Genomic DNA, 15,024 nt, shown 5'->3' with positions numbered 1-15,024 from the left:
CTTTTATAGGTGGCTGCGTTTGCAATCGGCGCACAGGCCTTGCAAGCGCAGCTCGGTCTCGGCCGGGGCTAAACCCTGGCCTTGCAGGCTTTGCAAATACTGCGCCATGGCTTGCGCCATTTGGGCATTGGGCGCGTTGTCGGCCGATTCATCGAGCGCCTGCACCTGGTGGCAATCGGTGCATTCGTAGCGCACATGCAGCGTCTGCGCCGAGCTGCGCAAGCTGTAGCGCGTCAGCCGTTCAGCGTCCACGCTTTTGAGCAAGCGGCCGGCGGCGGCCAGGCGATCGAGCAAACGGTAGGTGGTGACGCGGTTCACATCCACCCCCATTTTTTGCAAACGCGCCTGCACATCGGCGGCCGACCACTGGGTTTGCGGCTGCGCATCCAGCAAGGCGAGCAAAGCCTTGGTCGCCCGCGTGGCACGCATGCCCGCGGGGAGCGACTGCACGGACAAAGCGGCAGAATTGGGAGAGCGTTTGGCTGCAAGCATGAAAACGGTTGTGGCTGCGCTGATGCAATTGTGTTGCATTATGCCCGCTCCCCCGGCGGGCTGCGGCCAGGCTTATTTCAACCAGCTGGAAAAACGGGTTTCCAGCTTGTCCACCTTGGGCGCCACCACGTACTGGCAGTACGGTTGGCGCGGGTTGTGGTCGAAATACTCTTGGTGGTAGGCCTCGGCCGTCCAAAAGCGCGCGAGCGGTTCCACCTCGGTCACCAGCGGCGCACCAAACTGGCCGCTGGCTTGCAGTTGCTGCACAAAGGCACGCACTGCGGCCAATTGCTGCGCATGGGTGCAGAAAATGGCGCTGCGGTACTGCGTACCCACATCGTTGCCCTGGCGGTTGAGCGTCGTCGGGTCGTGCGTAGCAAAAAAGATCTGCAACACCTGCTCCAACGGCAAAACACTGGGGTCAAAACGCAGCTCAATGCACTCGGCGTGGCCCGTGGTGCCCGAGCACACTTGCTCATAACTGGGGTTGGCCAGCTCGCCATTGGCGTAACCGCTGGTCACGCCGAGAACGCCGCGCACGCGGCTAAATACCGCGTCCGTGCACCAAAAGCAACCACCAGCCAGATAAATGGTTTCGGTGGACGAGGGATCGTGGGTAGCCATGCAAACTCCGGAAAGCGATTCGCGAAATACTGCCAAGATTTGTACCAGAGATTGCTGACCCCGCTTCGTCAGCCAAACACTATTTTTAAAGCTTTACGCAGCCTCAGGCCGCTTTTCGGTGCCGGTATGGCTAGCCCCGACTGCGCGGCATCTGCAAGGCGGCTGATGGAAGGCCGGTCCGCCGTTGCCGCTTGACGCGGTCAGAGCCGCAACCTACAGTGGTCGGCGCTCTGGAAAGCATGCGTTTCCAACGCGTCGCGCCACGCAAGGAACATAAACATGCTTTAATAACCGCCGGGTCATTAACCGGGCACCTACGCAGAGCTAGGCTGCAAGCCCGTTTTCTTTGTTGGCTGGCATGGGCACTTCTTCTTCCAATCCGTCTTCCGAACCGGCAGCGCCGCGCCGCAGCCGGCGCAAGCAAGCGCGCCCAGGCGAGCTGCTCGATGCGGCGCTGGATCTGTTCGTGGCCAAAGGCTATGCCGCCACCAAGGTGGAAGAAGTGGCGCGCCAGGTTGGCGTCTCCAAAGGCACACTGTTCCTCTACTTTCCCAGCAAGCAAGAGCTTTTTCAGGCGGTGGTGCGCCATACGTTGGCCGACCGTTTTGCCGAATGGGATTTGGAGCTGGACGCCTACCAGCAAGATACCGCCAGCCTGATTCGCTATTGCTACGAAGTGTGGTGGACGCGCATTGGCAACACCAAGGCTTGCGGGCTGACGCAGCTGGTAATGGCCGAGGCGCACAACTTTCCCGAGATTGCGGCGTTTTACCGGCAAGAGGTCGTCATCCCCGGCAACCGCCTGGTCGAGCGCATGCTGCAACGCGGCATTGAGCGCGGCGAGCTGCGCCCCATCAACTTGCAGCAAGGCACCGCCTTGGTGTTGGCCCCCCTGATTTATTGCGCCACCGCCCGGAACACCGGCGGCGTTTGCCTGCCCGATCCCCAAATGCATATTCCCGATTTTCTGCAACTGCAAGCCGATACGCTGGTGCGCGGCCTCGCCCCCATCACTGCAGCGCCTTTGGCGGCCAAGGAAGGTGCATGAAAAAGCTGATTCCCTGGGTTTTGGTGGTTTGCGTGCTGGCCTTGCTGGGTGCTGGCGTGTGGCGCGGCATGCGCACGCAACAACAAAAACAACAAGCCTTGGAGCAAGCAGAGCAAGCCAAGGCACAAGCGCTTTACCAGTTGGCGCCCAGCGATGTTTTGACTGCCACGCAGCAGCAACTGCCGCTGACTTTGCCCATCAGCGGCACCGTGCAAGCCGTGAACACGGCCACCATCAAGGCGCGTATGGCGGGCGAGATCCAGCAACTGCAGTTGCGCGAAGGCGATGCCGTGACCGCCGGCCAAGTGGTGGCGCGCATAGACAGCACCGAAAGCCAGGCCCGCTTGGCGCAGGCTCAGCAGCAAGCTGATGCGGCGCGGGCGCAGCGCGATATTCAGCAGCGCCAGTTCGACAACAACCGCGCCCTGGTAGACCAGGGCTTTATCTCGTCCACGGCGCTGCAGGCTTCGCAGTCGCAGCTGCAAGCGGCGCAATCCAACTACCAGGCGGCTTTGTCGGCCGCCCAGGTGTTGAAGAAGAACCTGAGCGATACCGTGCTCTACAGCCCGATCAGCGGCCAAGTGGCCAAAAAATGGGTGAGCAACGGCGAGAAAGTCGGCCCCGATGTGCAGGTGCTGGAAGTGGTAGACCTGAGCCAGCTGGAGCTGAAAGTGCAGCTCTCGCCCGCTGATTCGCTGCAAGTGCAGCCCGGCCAACGTGCGCTCTTGCGGGTGGAAGGCAGTGAGCAGACGGTGAACGCCACGGTCGCCCGCATCAACCCCGAGGCAGACACGGCCAGCCGCTCGATTGCCGCGTATTTGCGCCTGCAACCCGCGCCCCAACAAAAGCTGCAACAGCAATTGCGCCAAGGCCTGTATCTGCAAGGCCAATTGCAGATTGGTGCGGTTGATGCGTTGGCCGTGCCCTTGTCTGCCGTGCGCACCGACCAGCCAGAACCCTACGTGCAGCTGCTGGTGCCGCAAGGCGAGCATTTTGTGCTGCGCCACCAGCCGGTGCAATTGGGCAGCCGCGCCTTGCAAGACGGCACCACCTGGGTAGAAATCAGCCAAGGCTTGCAAGCGCAGCAACAAGTGCTGAGCGGTCAGGTGGGCCAGCTGCGCGCTGGCACGCTGGTGCGTTTACCTGCTCCCGCGCCCGCTGCGGCGGCCAGCAATGCACCTGAAGCAGCCACCAGCAAAGCGGCGCCATAAACCATGTGGTTCACCCGAGTCAGCCTGAACAACCCGGTTTTCGCCACCATGATGATGGCGGCCCTGGTGGTGCTGGGCGTTTTCTCTTTCCAGCGCCTCAAGGTCGACCAGTTTCCGAACATCGATTTTCCGGTGGTGGTGATCACGGTCGAATACCCCGGCGCAGCGCCCGAGATCGTTGAGAGCGAAGTCACCAAGAAGATCGAGGAAGCCGTCAACGCCGTGGCCGGTATCAGCGCCCTCACCTCGCGCAGCTACGAAGGCCGGGCCGTCATCATCATGGAGTTCCAGATCTATGTGGATGGCCGCCGCGCAGCGGAGGATGTGCGCGAAAAAATCGCCGCCGTGCGCCCGATCCTGCGCGACGAAGTGAAAGACCCGCGCGTGATCCGCTTTGACCCGGCCGATACCGCCGTCTGGTCGCTGGCCGTTATTCCCGACAGCAGCAAAGGCCAGGCGCCCAGCGCCATCGCCCTCACCTCCTGGGCCGATCAGGTGCTGAAAAAGCGCTTGGAAAACGTGCGCGGCGTGGGCGCGGTCAACCTGGTGGGCGCCACCCCGCGCGAGATCAACGTGTACCTGAACCCGCAGCAGATGGAAGCGTTGTCGGTATCGGCCAGCGAAGTGGCCGATGCGGTGCGCCGCGAAAACCAGGATTTGCCACTGGGCTCGGTGCGCTCGCTGCAGCAAGACCGGCTGGTGCAGATCGATTCGCGCATGAAGCGGCCTGAAGATTTCAACCAGATCATTGTGGCCCGCCGCAATGGCGCGCCGGTTTACCTGCACCAGGTGGCCCGCGTGCAAGATGGCGCGCAGGAGCTGGAGAACCTGGCGCTGTACAACGGCACGCGCACTTTGCTGCTGTCGGTACAAAAGTCGCAGGAAGAAAACACGATTGAAGTGGTGGACGGCCTGACACGCGCTGTGGCTGAGATTGCCCCCGAATTGCCGCCCGGCGTGCGCCTGGAGCCGATTGCCGATGCCTCGCGCCCGATCCGCGTGGCCGTGGACAACGTGCGCCAGACGCTGGTGGAAGGCGCAGTGCTGACGGTGCTGATTGTGTTTCTGTTTTTGCGCTCTTGGCGCTCTACAGTCATTACCGGGCTGACGCTGCCGATCGCCATCATCGGCACTTTCTTCTTCATGTATGCGCTGGGCTTCACCATCAACATGGTGACGCTGATGGCCTTGTCGCTGTGCGTCGGCCTGCTGATTGACGATGCGATTGTGGTGCGCGAGAACATTGTGCGCCACCTGCAAATGGGCAAGTCGGCCTACCGGGCGGCGCTGGACGGCACGCAGGAGATAGGCCTGGCCGTGTTGGCTACTACCTTGTCCATCGTGGCAGTGTTCCTGCCTATCGGCTTTATGGGCGGCATCATCGGCAAGTTCTTCCACGAGTTCGGGCTGACGATTGTGGTGTCGGTGCTGTTGTCGATGTTTGTCAGCTTCACGCTCGATCCCATGCTCTCCAGCGTTTGGCACGACCCGAGCGTGAACCCGCAAAAAACCGGCAAAGCCAGCTGGTACGAGCGCAGTATTGGCCGCGCTTTGCTGGCTTTCGAGGCCGGCACCGAGCAGCTCAGCCACGGCTACCAGCGCTTGCTCGCTTGGTCGCTGCGCCACAAGCTGAGCACGCTGGCCATAGCGGCGGCCATTTTTGCGCTCAGCATTGTGCTGGTGCGGTTTCTGGGCACCGAGTTTGTGCCGCGTGCAGATTTTTCCGAGACCAATATCCGCTTCAACGTGCCGGTGGGCGCTTCGGTAGAAGCCACCGAAGCCAAGGCGCGCCAGGTGGAAACCTTGGTGCGCCGCCATCCCGAGGTGCGTTACACGCTGACCACCATCAACACCGGCAACGCCAATGGCAAAAACTACGCCAGCATGTATGTGCGCCTGGTGGACCGCGCCCAGCGTAGCAAAGACGTGAACCAGATCTCGGCCGAACTGCGCAGCGAGCTGAACCAGGTGGCCGGCATAACCGTCACCCACGTGCGCTTGCTGGAGGCCGTGGGCGGGCAAAAACAAGTGGAGTTCTCGCTGCAAGGGCCTGATTTGAAAGAGCTGGAGCGCCTCTCAGCCCAACTGGCCGAGCGCTTGCGCGGCATTCCCGGCCTGGTCGATCTGGACAGCAGCGTGCTGGAGCGCGAACCCATCGTGCAACTGCAGTTCAATCGCGACGCGGCCTCAGAACTGGGCCTGCCCATGGGCACAGTGGCCGCCACTTTGCGCACCATGGTGGAAGGCACCACGGTGGGCAACTGGCGCGCGGGCGATAACCAGACCTACGACGTGAACGTGCGCATGGCACCCGAGGCCCGCACCAACCCGCAAATGCTGGCCCATTTGCCGCTCACCGCGACGGGCGTGGACGGCAAACCGCACACCGTGCGCCTGAACCAGCTGGCCACCATCAGCGAAACCACCGGGCCCAACCGCATCAACCGCCGCGCCATGAACCGCGAAGTAGCCTTCAGCGCCAACGCCTACCAGCGCAGCGCGGGCGAGGTGGCGGGCGACATCAAGGCGGTGCTGGCGCAGATTCCCTTCCCGCCCGGCTACCGCTACGAGTTTGCCGGCAGCACCAAGAACATGCAGGAATCGTTTGGCTACGCGCTCTCGGCGCTGGCGCTGGCGGTGCTCTTCATCTACATGATTCTGGCCAGCCAGTTCCGCAGCTTTTTGCAGCCGCTGGCCCTGATGACATCTCTGCCACTCACCCTGATTGGCGTGGTACTGGCGCTGCTGATGTTTGGCACCACGCTGTCGATGTTCTCCATCATCGGCATCATCATGCTGATGGGCCTGGTCACCAAAAACGCCATCTTGCTGGTGGACTTTGCCATCCGCGCCCGCGAGCCGCATACCGACGACCAAGGCCAGACCGTGCCCGGCCTGCCACGCGAGCAAGCCCTGCTGCGCGCCGCACAGGTACGGCTGCGCCCTATTTTGATGACCACGCTGGCCATGATCTTCGGCATGGTGCCGCTGGCCTTTGCCATGAGCGAAGGTGCCGAGCAACGCGCGCCTCTGGGCCAGGCGGTGATTGGTGGCGTAATTACCTCTTCGCTGCTCACCTTGGTAGTAGTGCCGGTGGTGTATTGCTACCTGGACGATTTTGCGCGCTGTGCCGCCCGTCGCTGGCACGGCGCAGGCCCGGCTGCATAGGCTAAAATCGAAGGTTGGTCAGGTAAGCGCGTATCGACAGTCGAACAGGAATACGGCCTGGGTGTCTGCTGCAATTTGTATAACGGAGTCTGGAATGAGTTTGCCATTGAACATGCCCTCGAGCTCGAACGACAAATACCAAGTCGCTCGCTACAACATGGTGGAGCAGCAAGTGCGCCCCTGGAGCCTGGGCGACGAACAGGTGCTGGAGCTGATCGGCACGCTGCGCCGCGAAGAGTTTGTGCCCAATGGCCTGCAAGACATGGCTTTCATGGACATCCAACTGCCGCTGCTCGGCGACGACGGCGAAGAAGCCGTGGCCAATGGCCACTGCATGATGCCCCCGCGCGTGGAAGCCCGCGTGCTGCAAGACCTGAAGCTGCAAGCGCACGAGAACGTGCTCGAAATCGGCACCGGTTCGGGCTACATGGCCGCGCTGATGTCGCGCCTGGCCAAGCAAGTGACCACGCTGGAAATTGAGCCAGCCCTGGTCGAGCTGGCCCGCGCCAACCTGCACCGTGCCCAGATCAAAAACGTCGATGTGGTGCTGGAAGACGGCTCCAGCATGAAAGCCATTGGCGGCACCTACGACGTGATCGTGCTCAGCGGCTCGGTCTACCAAGTGCCTGCTGCGCTGTTCGACAAGCTCAACGAAGGCGGCCGCCTGATCGCCTTTGTTGGCGAACTGCCGGTGATGCGCACCACGCTGTACACGCGCGCCAACGGCAAGATCGAAGTGAGCCAGCCCTGGGACATTGTGGTGGCCCGCCTCAAAGGCTTCCCCGAGGCACCGCGCTTCAAGTTCTGATCTCTGCCGCCAGTCCGTGCAGCCGCCGCGCTGCACGGCAGAAAGTGACTTATGCAACAAATCCGCCCCGCGCAACTGCAAGATTGGCTGAGCCGCCACGCAGACGCCCAGCCCCTGGTGCTGGATGTGCGCGAACCCTGGGAAGTGCAAACCGCCTCGGTGCAGCCCGCCGGCTTTGAGCTGCTCAACATCCCCATGCAGCAAATCCCGGCCGCACTCAACCAGCTCGAAGAAGACCGCCCCATTGCCTGCCTCTGCCACCATGGCATGCGCAGCCTGCAAGTGGCGCATTTTCTGGAGCAAAACGGATTTACCGAAATTGCCAACGTCACCGGTGGTATCGACCTGTGGAGCGCCGAGCGCGACCCGAGCGTACCCCGCTACTAACTACCAACAAAAACAAAGCTGCTGGTGCCAGACTGGTAGGCGCCCGCAGCAAAAAACCAGCACACCATGCGCACTGCCTCTGACCTGTTCCGCCCTGTTTGGTTCGGTTCCTGCTTGGCAGGCGCCCTGTTGGTATTGGCCAGCGGCGCAGCACACAGCCAGAACCTCTCGCAAATGGCCGAACAGGCCAGCGGCTACGACGCCGCCTGGCTGGCCGCCCGCGCCAATGTGGATGCCGCCATCAGCCGCGGCGAACAAGCCCGTGCCGGCCTGCTGCCGCAAGTGGGCCTGCAGGCGCAATCGCAGTACGGCCGCACCGAAATCAGCAAGCCCGACATGGCCATCACCGGCCCCAACCACCAGTTGGGCCTGACAGCCAGCCAGCCCCTGTACCGGCCCGCCAACCGCATCAGCTTTGAACAAGGCCAATTGGGCGGCAACATCGCCCGCCTGCAGCTGGATGCAGCCAGCCAAGACCTGCTGGTGCGCGTGGCGCAAGCCTATTTCGACGTACTGGCCGCACAAGACACCATGCGCTTTGTACAGGCGCAAAAAGCGGCCGTGCAAGAGCAATTGGCTGCCGCCAAACGCAATTTTGATGTGGGCAGCGCCACCATCACCGATTCCCGCGAGGCCGAAGCCCGCTTTGACCTGGTGCGCGCCCAGGAAATTGCCGCCGCCAACGACCTGACGGTGAAAAAACTGGCGCTGGACAACGTAGTAGGCACGCCCGGCAACCAGCCCTGGCCGCTGAAGCAGCCCGTGCAACTGCCCGCCTTGCAGCCCAACCAGGTAACACCCTGGGTAGACCAGGCGCAAAGCGAGCAAGCGCAAATCCGCATTGCGCAATTGGCAGTAGACAATGCTCGCCTGGACACGAAAAAAGCCGAAACCGGCCACCTGCCTACCGTCGATCTGCAAGCCAGCGTAGGCAAACAGTTCTACCCCAAAGGCAGCGCGTCCATGCCCAACAATGGCTACAACGCCACCCAAGGCACGGTGGGCGTGGTGCTGAATGTGCCCTTGTTTGCCGGCTTCTCGGTGCAAAACCGTGTCAAGGAAACCCTGGCACTGGAAACCAAGGCCGAGGCAGACCTGGACAACGCCCGCCGCACCGTGGCGCAAACCGTGCGCAGCGCCTTCTTTGGCGTGCAATCGACCGCCAGCCAAGTGCAAGCCCTGGAAGCCGCCGAAGCCAGCAGCCAGCTGGCCCTGGATGCCAACCGCACCGGCTACGAGGTCGGCGTGCGCATCAACATCGACGTGCTCAACGCCCAAAGCCAGCTCTTCCAAACCAAGCGCGACCTGGCCCAGGCCCGCTACAACACCCTGCTCGGCCAGCTCAAACTCAAACAATCCGCCGGCTCGCTGACTTTGGACGATATTCGCGCCCTGGATCGCATGCTGGGTGCGCCGGAAGCTGGGGCGGCTGCTGATGGTTCTGGCAGCGCAGCAGCTTCTGCGCCTGCTGCCAACAAGCCTTGAGGCATTGGCGGCACCGCTGTGCCATGGCTAGTTGACATACCGACGGCCCTAAACCAGCCCGCTACGACAAACGGTGGGTTTGCTCTCCTCTGGGCTGAGCTGTGGCGGGCAACCGATGACTGGATGCCTTGCTCTTGCCAACCAGCACAACGCACCGAAGCTTGCTCGCCGCTGGTAGCGTATTGCACCGTCCGACTCATAACCCACCCTAAATAGCACCGTCGCACGGCTTAGGCCTAGCACGCAACTGCGGTGCGGCTAGGGATACGTAGGTTACTGCTCCGGCACCCGGTTTTGGCGGGTTCCGAATATCTCAAAACGCCCTCCAAAATCAGCACAGTGGTATTGGTCTTTTGGCACGGCTTCTACAAAGCTATAGCTCCATTTGACAGCCACCGGACCAAGCTCCTGGGCGAGCCCATGAAACCGTTTCGATAAATTGATCTCTCGAATCAGCTTCTCATTCGATTTCAATAAAATATTTTCCAATCGGTGTCCTGAGCCGAAAACAGGTTGAATGGCTTGCTTGCTATTTTTATACTCGGCAGAAAAATTAACACCAAAGCCAAACATCGACCAAGGCAGGAAATCATAAGGAATTACCACATCCCGCGTCGACACATTCTTGATAGAAACAGCAACCAGATCAGCACCGCTGGAATGAACGTGGACTTCAACAGGACACCCGCTTGCAAATGCCAATTTACCAGCAAGCATGAGGGCGACAGCAAGAGTTAGCATCCTCATAATCGAGCCCCACTTTAATACAAGGATTTTATCAACACTGGTGGCACCAGTCAGCGTTCACAAAAAACCAATTCGCTGCTATCAATAGCACAGCAGCAGCAACCCAGCAACAGTAAAAATCCATCCAAAATAGCCTTGAACAACAAGTGCCTGATGGCCTAAAAGCGGAAACATTGCATCAATGGCCGATAATATTTCTTTCTTGAACCAGAGAAGGTACAGGCAATAAGAAAACATACCATCCATAAGAACTAACAAGATTAAATCTGCATAGAGCTTTCTGCACGTATTGGCATCATACAAAACCCAAAGAAGCAACACCATCTTGAAGATCAAGAAGAGATTAAAGGCAATGTACTTTGCGCGCATTTCTCAGATGAAAACTGTTATACATATGTAGACCTGAATCACATACACTGCATAACAAAAATATTTTAAATTATACGCCCATTATTTCAGTGAGACGAACACCAAATACAGTAAAACGAATAGAAAAGCAGATGAAAAACAAACAACAAAGATAAATAAATTTAACTCATACTTTTTTGACTCGCTTAAGTCTATTCGATACTTTTCCAGAAAATAGCCCAAGATTAACCTGTGAAAAACCCCGAGAACACCAAACAAAACCGGGCCTACAGGAATGATCAGATCAACTGGTGACAGCACTGCTTGAATGCCGAAAAACAGCAATGATATAAAAAATGCAGAGAAATATATTTTCTTAAGCACAGCAGTTATTGCAATCATTCATCAATCATAAATTATTCACATGCAATTTTAAAAAATATATTTACTTCAACAGCCAATATTAGAGCCGCTCCGGTGACACTGACCAGCACCTAAAACCCATTATTTCTCACTGCATATTTGAGTTGTTTAGCACTTTCTGCAGGCTAAGCTTACTGTTGCGAGCGCTCCATATGTCAACAGTCACACCAGGCTGCACTGGCGTATTTTTGAATCTAAACATCACTTTCCGCTTGTGCGGCAACGAAAACCCCAAAGGCCTTTCACCGTTCACACGAAAAAAACCAATGGGCCAGCATGCATACTCATTTCCATACCTTGGCCACGTCAAATCACTCAATTTTACTTCTCTCTCTTCAAGTTTTCCGTTTGTATTCATGGAGATTTGAATGCTTCCATTCAGTGGATTGCTGCAATTGTATTTTTTAACCACAAATAGCAATTCACTCCTGCCCTCATTAATCATTATTTCAGTTGAAATGTCATTTTTTAAACCCGTATTTATGCTTGCGATTTTTCTAGAAAAATGGTCATCCGAGATAAGCAATGCACAGCCACCAACAACTAAGATCAGGAGCAATGCCACGAGCGATTTCTTCATCTACTAATGCTTTTTAGATAAAAATCATATCCCACAAAAATTCACGGAATAATTAGCTTTGATTATAGGTTTGACAACTTAAAGCAGGTGTTATTAAACACTCATCGCCACCAGAATGCAATGAGAATTTTATTTTGTATGCAACACTTCTATTCAATCTAACACTATCCACATTATCCCATTTGATATTAAAATACAATGTGCCATGGTCATATATAGGATTGATACTAATAATACCTTGATCTTCAAATACCATCTTTCCGGCAGCGTCAGTCATATCATAGATGCTTGCTGCTATTTTTATATTTTTACAGTTTTGAGGATCTTTTGGCATGGCTCCAAAGTAGTACTTCCCAGAGGGAAGCCCCGATATGTTTAAAGTAGTCGAAGTCTGGGTTGATATTTCATCGAAAAAGTATGCGGCTGAATGGCCATATATAACCCACCCCAGATAGCGCCATCCATTTCTGTTACCGTCCTGAATATTGGGATACTTCAGTGTGGGAGCGCATGCGGAAATAAGGAATATCATTAGTAAAAAGCATCTTCTCATCACAACACCCAAACTGTTAAATTTCACTAAACAAACCGAAGAGCTACAAAGACAAATACGATTGTCAACACATATACCGAATACGCCAAAAAATATAGTGATCTGACTTCGGAGGGAATCAGGTCTGGATAGTTTATTTTTTGCTTGTATAAAAAATAGATAAATGACAGGGAAATCATTGGCGTGTTTTTAAAGAGCCAAGTTTTCTTGACATTTATTTTATTTCCATTAGAGCCCATCCTTTTCTCAATAAATCCAAAGCAGAAACTCAAAATGCAAAATGCCGGCAACCCATTCAGAATACAAATCCACGCCATTGATGAAATTTTGTCTTCATAAAATAAAAACCCACAAACCACTAATGAAAACAAGCACCAACAAATAAAAATCCACTTTAATTTTGCATAGACATTCATATTCATTCACAAATAAAATAAAATTATCTCCACAACCTAATCTGAGATCAAATGCTACTTGTTTATCTTGGCTTTTATGTGCATATACAAGTGCATGGAGCCGACTATTGCAAGAAAATCCCAAAATACAAAGCCTGCCGGCCAAGCAAGGTGTCCCAGCCCATCGCCGGTGTCCACACCAGTAAAAATTGGAATATACAAGCCAATCAGCAATACAGTGATCATTACAGCCTTGAATTTAGTCGTTGTACAAAATTCAGATATGTAGAATGAACACAACAGCATGATTACCGTTTTGTATAAAACAAGCCAACCGGCGAAGAATAGCAATCTGTCAGGAAAGAATATATTTGTATTGAATATCAATACCGCCATAAGGTTCAGAAACACGAATAGCACCAGAAAGCCGAGAAATACAAAGAAATTTCTCATTCGCCACTGATCCGGTTGATGCGCTGCTCGCCTGCAACAGCTACCACACTGAAGCCGAGCTCGGTGGTTGGGACGAAGAGACCGATGCCGGAGTTGGATTGGGCCAGGCTGAACGTTGTGGTGGCGGCCATTGCGGTCAAGAGCGAGCAGACGCGCAGCCATTGGCGCAGTGGCTGGTGCCTGGTTTTGTTTTGCTTATAGCTGTCTGGCATGGATGTCCCCTTGGGCACCGCCCACAGCGGGCAAGTGCCAACGAGCCAGTTTGCCTATCGCACTGAATCAGCTATTGACAAAAGCTAACGAAATAGGTTTTGTGAAGTTGCCTGGCCAGGCATGAACCGAGACGTCATGGTATGGCGCCAAAACCCGGAGAAAATCTGCCGAATTGAGTGCTCTATGCAGGCCAACGCGGAAATGCAAAAAGGCCTGATGCGAACATCAGGCCTTTTGATATTGGTGGGTGATACATGGATCGAACATGTGACCCCTGCCGTGTGAAGGCAGTGCTCTACCGCTGAGCTAATCACCCGAGAAAGCCGCCTTTGCAGGCTGCTTTCCAGAAAAACTGGTGGGTGATACATGGATCGAACATGTGACCCCTGCCGTGTGAAGGCAGTGCTCTACCGCTGAGCTAATCACCCAAGAAAGCGGCCTTTGCAGGCTACTCTCTGGAAAAACTGGTGGGTGATACATGGATCGAACATGTGACCCCTGCCGTGTGAAGGCAGTGCTCTACCGCTGAGCTAATCACCCAAGAAAGCGGCCTTTGCAGGCTACTCTCTGGAAAAACTGGTGGGTGATACATGGATCGAACATGTGACCCCTGCCGTGTGAAGGCAGTGCTCTACCGCTGAGCTAATCACCCCGTTTGACGTCCCCGTCAAGCCCTCTATTATGACAGCTAATTATTGCCACTTGGCAATTTCAGGCTGTTTTTCGCCAAATTGTTTTGTCGCCGCTGGATTTGTCGATCTGGGCCAGCACGGCTTCGTGCGCAGCCAGCTCGGCTTCGGAGGGCTCGATGACGGGCAGGCTGAATTGGCTCAGGTCTTGGCGCTTGACGACGACGCCCGCTTTGGCGGCATTGCTGCTGGTGGGCGCATCGACAGACAGCAGTTGCTCCTGGCCACGCGTCATGTTGATGTAGACGTCGGCCAGCAGCTCCGCGTCGAGCAAAGCGCCGTGCAGCTCGCGGCCGGAGTTGTCTACTTCCAGGCGGTCGCACAAGGCGTCCAGCGAGTTGCGCTTGCCGGGAAACAGCTCTTTGGCCATGACCAGGCTGTCGATCACGCCGCTGACCATGGTGCTGAGCTTGGGCAGCCCCAGGCGCTCAAACTCCATGTTCAAAAAGCCCATGTCAAACGGCGCGTTGTGGATGATCAGCTCGGCGCCTTGCAGGTATTCGCGCACCTGCTCAGCCACTTCGTGAAAACGCGGTTTGTCGGCCAGGAAGGCGGTGGTGATGCCGTGTACGCGCAGCGCGTCTTCGTGGCTTTCGCGGTCCGGGTTGAAGTACAGGTGCAGGTTGTTGCCTGTGAGTTTGCGGTCGAGCAGTTCCACACAACCCAATTCAATTACGCGGTCCCCTTCCGCAGCCGACAGGCCGGTGGTTTCCGTGTCCAGAACGATTTGGCGTGACATCCCTATTCCTCTCAGTTAGATCACTTTTATACCCGATAACGGTAATGCAAAGCTTGGCGCCCTACGCGGCGCATGGCCGCAAACAGCGCCTGGCACAGCAAGGCCTTGCAACAAGCATTGCGTCTCTATCGGCACCCAAAAACAAAACTCTCTGAGCTCGCACTCCAGAGAGTTTCGTCACCAGGTTCACTCTACCAAGTCAAAGCCAAGGCTTAGTGGCCTTCTTTGGCGTGGTTGATGGAGTATTTGGGGATTTCCACCGTCAGGTCTTCGCGGGCCACGATGGCCTGGCAGGACAGGCGCGATTGCGGCTCCAGCCCCCAGGCTTTGTCGAGCAGATCGTCTTCTTCTTCCTCGGACGGCTCCATCGAGTCAAAGCCCTGTCGCACGATGACGTGGCAGGTGGTGCAGGCGCGGCTCATTTCGCAGGCGTGCTCAATATTGACACCGTTTTCCAGCATGGCTTCGCAGATCGAGGTACCGGTGGGCGCATTGATTTCCGCACCATTGGGGCAGTAGTCGGGGTGCGGGAGGATTTTGATGGTGGGCATTGCTTAATTCTCTTGGGGTGTCAATTGTCCATGGCCTTCAGCGCAGCAAGCTGACATGGGCGTCAATACAGCCTGTTTGCGGGCAGCCGGCAAGGGCCGCCCCGCAGCCA

15 protein-coding genes and 4 tRNA genes are annotated in these 15,024 nt (G+C 56.4%); 6 read left to right on the top strand and 13 right to left on the bottom strand.

All coding sequences use genetic code 11. From position 1 onward, the window contains the following. Positions 1 to 3 precede the first annotated feature (3 nt). Both ACFIQF_RS02205 and msrA read right to left on the bottom strand, forming a co-directional pair. Complete coding sequence (locus tag ACFIQF_RS02205; RefSeq protein ID WP_393939668.1) at positions 4 to 450, bottom strand: Fur family transcriptional regulator; 447 nt, start codon at positions 448 to 450, stop codon at positions 4 to 6. A gap of 114 nt (positions 451 to 564) precedes the next feature. Further along, positions 565 to 1,116 (bottom strand): peptide-methionine (S)-S-oxide reductase MsrA, encoded by a 552-nt coding sequence (msrA, locus tag ACFIQF_RS02200; protein ID WP_393939667.1) that lies wholly within the window; start codon positions 1,114 to 1,116, stop codon positions 565 to 567. A gap of 358 nt (positions 1,117 to 1,474) precedes the next feature. On the opposite strand from msrA, the gene ACFIQF_RS02195 reads away from it, so the two are divergent. From ACFIQF_RS02195 to ACFIQF_RS02170, 6 genes are all read left to right on the top strand, one after another. Beyond that, positions 1,475 to 2,164: a TetR/AcrR family transcriptional regulator gene (locus ACFIQF_RS02195; protein WP_393939665.1), complete on the top strand. Its 690-nt coding sequence runs from the start codon at positions 1,475 to 1,477 to the stop codon at positions 2,162 to 2,164. Further along, positions 2,161 to 3,375: an efflux RND transporter periplasmic adaptor subunit gene (locus ACFIQF_RS02190; protein WP_393939663.1), complete on the top strand. Its 1,215-nt coding sequence runs from the start codon at positions 2,161 to 2,163 to the stop codon at positions 3,373 to 3,375. The genes ACFIQF_RS02195 and ACFIQF_RS02190 overlap by 4 nt, the downstream gene beginning before the upstream one ends. A 3-nt stretch (positions 3,376 to 3,378) precedes the next feature. Next, on the top strand, positions 3,379 to 6,543 hold the full coding sequence (locus ACFIQF_RS02185; RefSeq protein ID WP_393939661.1) for an efflux RND transporter permease subunit: 3,165 nt from the start codon (positions 3,379 to 3,381) through the stop codon (positions 6,541 to 6,543). 94 nt (positions 6,544 to 6,637) lie between these two features. Beyond that, entirely contained in the window at positions 6,638 to 7,351 is a 714-nt protein-coding gene (locus ACFIQF_RS02180; RefSeq protein ID WP_393939660.1) for a protein-L-isoaspartate O-methyltransferase family protein, read from the top strand. A gap of 51 nt (positions 7,352 to 7,402) precedes the next feature. Further along, positions 7,403 to 7,738, top strand: a complete 336-nt coding sequence (locus tag ACFIQF_RS02175; protein ID WP_393939658.1) for a rhodanese-like domain-containing protein — start codon at positions 7,403 to 7,405, stop codon at positions 7,736 to 7,738. A gap of 66 nt (positions 7,739 to 7,804) precedes the next feature. Continuing rightward, complete coding sequence (locus tag ACFIQF_RS02170) at positions 7,805 to 9,223, top strand: TolC family outer membrane protein (protein WP_393939656.1); 1,419 nt, start codon at positions 7,805 to 7,807, stop codon at positions 9,221 to 9,223. A gap of 273 nt (positions 9,224 to 9,496) precedes the next feature. Here the strand turns inward: ACFIQF_RS02170 and ACFIQF_RS02165 are convergent, their stop codons facing one another. The 11 genes from ACFIQF_RS02165 to fdx form a co-directional block, all read right to left on the bottom strand. Continuing rightward, positions 9,497 to 9,964: a hypothetical protein gene (locus ACFIQF_RS02165; RefSeq protein ID WP_393939655.1), complete on the bottom strand. Its 468-nt coding sequence runs from the start codon at positions 9,962 to 9,964 to the stop codon at positions 9,497 to 9,499. Positions 9,965 to 10,051: 87 nt separating this feature from the next. Next, positions 10,052 to 10,339, bottom strand: coding sequence for a hypothetical protein (locus tag ACFIQF_RS02160; protein WP_393939653.1), 288 nt, complete (start codon positions 10,337 to 10,339; stop codon positions 10,052 to 10,054). A gap of 490 nt (positions 10,340 to 10,829) precedes the next feature. Further along, on the bottom strand, positions 10,830 to 11,321 hold the full coding sequence (locus ACFIQF_RS02155) for a hypothetical protein (RefSeq protein ID WP_393939652.1): 492 nt from the start codon (positions 11,319 to 11,321) through the stop codon (positions 10,830 to 10,832). Positions 11,322 to 11,373: 52 nt separating this feature from the next. Then, complete coding sequence (locus ACFIQF_RS02150; RefSeq protein ID WP_393939650.1) at positions 11,374 to 11,655, bottom strand: hypothetical protein; 282 nt, start codon at positions 11,653 to 11,655, stop codon at positions 11,374 to 11,376. A 1,063-nt stretch (positions 11,656 to 12,718) separates the two neighbouring features. Next, complete coding sequence (locus ACFIQF_RS02145) at positions 12,719 to 12,934, bottom strand: hypothetical protein (protein WP_393939649.1); 216 nt, start codon at positions 12,932 to 12,934, stop codon at positions 12,719 to 12,721. A 242-nt stretch (positions 12,935 to 13,176) separates the two neighbouring features. Then, positions 13,177 to 13,251: transfer RNA gene (locus ACFIQF_RS02140), tRNA-Val, on the bottom strand. Between the two features lie 37 nt (positions 13,252 to 13,288). Further along, positions 13,289 to 13,363: transfer RNA gene (locus ACFIQF_RS02135), tRNA-Val, on the bottom strand. A 37-nt stretch (positions 13,364 to 13,400) separates the two neighbouring features. Further along, positions 13,401 to 13,475: transfer RNA gene (locus ACFIQF_RS02130), tRNA-Val, on the bottom strand. A 37-nt stretch (positions 13,476 to 13,512) separates the two neighbouring features. After that, positions 13,513 to 13,587, bottom strand: a tRNA-Val gene (locus tag ACFIQF_RS02125). A 59-nt stretch (positions 13,588 to 13,646) separates the two neighbouring features. Continuing rightward, positions 13,647 to 14,363 carry a DNA polymerase III subunit epsilon gene (dnaQ, locus tag ACFIQF_RS02120; RefSeq protein ID WP_393939647.1) on the bottom strand — a complete coding sequence of 239 codons (717 nt, stop codon included), beginning with the start codon at positions 14,361 to 14,363 and terminating at the stop codon, positions 13,647 to 13,649. Between the two features lie 212 nt (positions 14,364 to 14,575). Next, complete coding sequence (gene fdx, locus ACFIQF_RS02115; RefSeq protein ID WP_393939646.1) at positions 14,576 to 14,914, bottom strand: ISC system 2Fe-2S type ferredoxin; 339 nt, start codon at positions 14,912 to 14,914, stop codon at positions 14,576 to 14,578. Positions 14,915 to 15,024: the final 110 nt, after the last annotated feature.

The sequence above is a fragment of the Comamonas trifloxystrobinivorans genome (genome assembly GCF_043359985.1).
GTDB classification, from domain to species: domain Bacteria; phylum Pseudomonadota; class Gammaproteobacteria; order Burkholderiales; family Burkholderiaceae_C; genus Comamonas; species Comamonas trifloxystrobinivorans.
This window is presented reverse-complemented; position numbering and strand designations above follow the sequence as displayed.

Excerpts from the sequence above, each read along its gene's own strand:
- ACFIQF_RS02165 (WP_393939655.1), bottom strand. The coding sequence starts at position 9,964 with ATGCTAACTCTTGCTGTCGCCCTCATGCTTGCTGGTAAATTGGCATTT.
- ACFIQF_RS02150 (WP_393939650.1), bottom strand. The coding sequence starts at position 11,655 with ATGCCAAAAGATCCTCAAAACTGTAAAAATATAAAAATAGCAGCAAGC.
- msrA (WP_393939667.1), bottom strand. The coding sequence starts at position 1,116 with ATGGCTACCCACGATCCCTCGTCCACCGAAACCATTTATCTGGCTGGT.
- dnaQ (WP_393939647.1), bottom strand. The coding sequence starts at position 14,363 with ATGTCACGCCAAATCGTTCTGGACACGGAAACCACCGGCCTGTCGGCT.
- fdx (WP_393939646.1), bottom strand. The coding sequence starts at position 14,914 with ATGCCCACCATCAAAATCCTCCCGCACCCCGACTACTGCCCCAATGGT.
- ACFIQF_RS02185 (WP_393939661.1), top strand. The coding sequence starts at position 3,379 with ATGTGGTTCACCCGAGTCAGCCTGAACAACCCGGTTTTCGCCACCATG.
- ACFIQF_RS02190 (WP_393939663.1), top strand. The coding sequence starts at position 2,161 with ATGAAAAAGCTGATTCCCTGGGTTTTGGTGGTTTGCGTGCTGGCCTTG.
- ACFIQF_RS02180 (WP_393939660.1), top strand. The coding sequence starts at position 6,638 with ATGAGTTTGCCATTGAACATGCCCTCGAGCTCGAACGACAAATACCAA.
- ACFIQF_RS02195 (WP_393939665.1), top strand. The coding sequence starts at position 1,475 with ATGGGCACTTCTTCTTCCAATCCGTCTTCCGAACCGGCAGCGCCGCGC.
- ACFIQF_RS02175 (WP_393939658.1), top strand. The coding sequence starts at position 7,403 with ATGCAACAAATCCGCCCCGCGCAACTGCAAGATTGGCTGAGCCGCCAC.
- ACFIQF_RS02145 (WP_393939649.1), bottom strand. The coding sequence starts at position 12,934 with ATGCCAGACAGCTATAAGCAAAACAAAACCAGGCACCAGCCACTGCGC.
- ACFIQF_RS02160 (WP_393939653.1), bottom strand. The coding sequence starts at position 10,339 with ATGCGCGCAAAGTACATTGCCTTTAATCTCTTCTTGATCTTCAAGATG.
- ACFIQF_RS02155 (WP_393939652.1), bottom strand. The coding sequence starts at position 11,321 with ATGAAGAAATCGCTCGTGGCATTGCTCCTGATCTTAGTTGTTGGTGGC.
- ACFIQF_RS02170 (WP_393939656.1), top strand. The coding sequence starts at position 7,805 with ATGCGCACTGCCTCTGACCTGTTCCGCCCTGTTTGGTTCGGTTCCTGC.